This window comes from Tabrizicola sp., assembly GCF_016793705.1.
GTDB lineage: Bacteria > Pseudomonadota > Alphaproteobacteria > Rhodobacterales > Rhodobacteraceae > Tabrizicola.
This window is the reverse complement of record NZ_JAEULO010000008.1, coordinates 1-2,369: the sequence shown is the minus strand read 5'-3', so window position 1 is coordinate 2,369 and position 2,369 is coordinate 1. Positions and strand designations below refer to the sequence as shown.

At 68.9% G+C, this 2,369-nt stretch carries 2 protein-coding genes and 1 tRNA gene; 1 reads left to right on the top strand and 2 read right to left on the bottom strand.

Translation table 11 applies throughout. The annotated features are described in order from the left end of the window. Positions 1-123 precede the first annotated feature (123 nt). Positions 124-198: transfer RNA gene (locus JNJ68_RS01790), tRNA-Gln, on the bottom strand. Between the two features lie 112 nt (positions 199-310). Between JNJ68_RS01790 and JNJ68_RS01785 the strand changes: the two genes are divergently transcribed. Next, positions 311-1,477, top strand: coding sequence for an NAD(P)/FAD-dependent oxidoreductase (locus JNJ68_RS01785; RefSeq protein ID WP_294978185.1), 1,167 nt, complete (start codon positions 311-313; stop codon positions 1,475-1,477). 76 nt (positions 1,478-1,553) lie between these two features. On the opposite strand, the gene JNJ68_RS01780 is transcribed toward JNJ68_RS01785, so the two are convergent. Further along, positions 1,554-2,369, bottom strand: an 816-nt coding sequence (locus JNJ68_RS01780) for an IS30 family transposase (protein WP_294978183.1), incomplete at its 5' end; no start/stop codon positions are given.

Here is a 2,369-nt window from a genome sequence, read left to right as displayed (position 1 = left end):
AGTAGGGCCGGCAACGCCACCGCGGCATGGCGCCGTCGCAGGGAAATTCAGTAGGGCAGCCCGTCCACCGATCCTGGCAGCCTTGATGTAGGGAAGGTTGACGTCACGAACCAAGAAAGAGGCTGGCTGGGGCGCTAGGATTCGAACCTAGGTATGGCGGTACCAAAAACCGCTGCCTTACCACTTGGCGACGCCCCAACCGTGCGGCGGTGTTTAGCGAAGGGTCCGGAGGGGTGCAAGGGGCAAGGGCCGAAAATTTCGCCGCGCCGGAGCAGCTTGCCGGGCGGCGACAGGGCGGCTAGGACGGGGCATGATCTGGGACGCGATGATCCTCGGCGCCGGGGCCGCCGGCATGATGGCCGCCATCGAGGCCGGGCGTCGGGGCCGCAGCGTTCTGGTGATCGATCACGCCGCGAAGCCCGGCGAGAAGATCCGCATCTCGGGCGGCGGGCGGTGCAATTTCACCAACCTGATGATCGCGCCCGACCGCTTTCTCTCGCAGAACCCGCGCTTTGCGCTTTCGGCGCTGAAGCGCTTCACCCAGTGGGACTTCATCGCCCGGATGGATGCCGCCGGGATCGCCTGGCATGAAAAGACGCTGGGCCAGCTCTTTTGCGACGGGTCCGCGACGCAGGTCATCGACATGCTGGTCCGCGACATGGGAAGCGCCGGGGTGACGCTCTGGCTCGGCTGCGCGCCGGGTGCGGTGCGGCGGGCGGGCGAGGGGTTCGAGGTCGAGACCGCGCGGGGGACGCAACGCGCGCGGGCGGTGGTGGTGGCGACCGGCGGCAAGTCGATCCCGAAGATGGGGGCGACGGGCTATGGCTACCGGCTGGCCGAGGCCTTCGGACTGCCTCTCGTGGAGACCCGCCCGGCACTGGTCCCGCTCACCTTTGCCGAGCAGGAACTGGCCTGGATGCGCCCGCTCGCCGGCGTCTCCTTGCCCGGCCGGGTCTCCTGCGGGAAGACCGGCTTCGACGAGGCGCTGCTGTTCACCCATCGCGGGCTGTCCGGCCCGGCGGTCTTGCAGGTGTCCTCCTACTGGCGCGAGGGAGAGGCGATCCATGTCGATCTGCTGCCCGGCAGCGACCTGTCGACCGACTTGCGGGCCGCGCGCGGAAAGCTCGCTTTGCGCACCGTGCTGGGGCGCTGGCTGCCGGAGCGGCTGGCGCGGCATCTGGAGGAAGCGGCGGGGGTGACTGCGCCGATGGCGGAGCTTCCCGCGGCCGTGCTCGACCGGGTGGCGGCGGGGATCAGGGACTGGCGGCTGGTGCCGGTCGGGTCCGAGGGCTACCGGACGGCAGAGGTCACGCTGGGGGGCGTCGATACAAGGGCGCTGGACGGGCGGACGATGGAAGCGAAGGGGGTGCCGGGGCTTCACTTCGTGGGCGAGGTGGTGGACGTGACCGGTTGGCTGGGCGGCTACAACTTTCAGTGGGCCTGGTCCTCCGGCTGGGCCGCGGGGCAGGCGGTGTGATCCTGTCCACGCAGGACAGACTGGCGTCCTCGCAAGATTTCAAGGGCTTGGGCGTGGACGTCAACGAAGGGTTAACTCAAGTTCCAACTGCAACACTTGCGGTCGCCTTTTCGATTTCTTCGGCGAGGGCCTGAGCTGGGGTTTTCCAGCCCAGGGTCTTGCGGGGCCGGTTGTTCATGAGCCTGGCGATGTGGTCCAAGTCGCGTTGGCTGAACTGGCGGAGGTCGGCGCCCTTGGGCAGGAACTGGCGCAAGAGGCCGTTGGTGTTCTCGTTCGAGCCGCGCTGCCACGGCGCATGGGGATCGCAAAACCAGATGTCGATCTTCAGGCGGCGGGCGAGTTCGGGATGGCAGGCCATCTCCAGGCCCCGGTCATAGGTCAGGCTGCGGCGCAGGACGGCGGGCAGGTGTTTCATCTGCCGGGTGAAGCCCTCCAGCGCCGCCGCGGCCCCGTTGCCCTCCATCTTCGCCAAGGTGACGAAGCGCGTCTTCCGCTCGACCAAAGTGCCGACGGAGGAGCGGTTGGCGGCGCCCTTCAGGAGGTCTCCCTCCCAATGCCCCGGTACGAGGCGGGCGTCGACCTCCTCGGGCCGGTGCAGAATTCGCAAGGATTCCGGGACGATGGCGCTGCCGCCGCCGGGCTTGCGCCCGATCCCCCGCCCGCGGCCACGCCGGAGCTTGCCCTGGCGCAAGGCCTCGACCAGCGCCGCCTTCAGCCCGCCGCGGGGCTGGGCGTAGATCATGGCGTAGATGGTCTCATGGCTGACGCGAACCTGTGGGTCATCGGGGTGCATGGAACGGAGTGTCGCGGCGATCTGTTCGGGCGACCAGCGGAAAGCGACAAGCCGGTGCCAGACGAAGCGCCACAACGCCCCGCCCGCGACCAGCTTGCG

Excerpts from the sequence above, each read along its gene's own strand:
- JNJ68_RS01785 (WP_294978185.1), top strand. The coding sequence starts at position 311 with ATGATCTGGGACGCGATGATCCTCGGCGCCGGGGCCGCCGGCATGATG.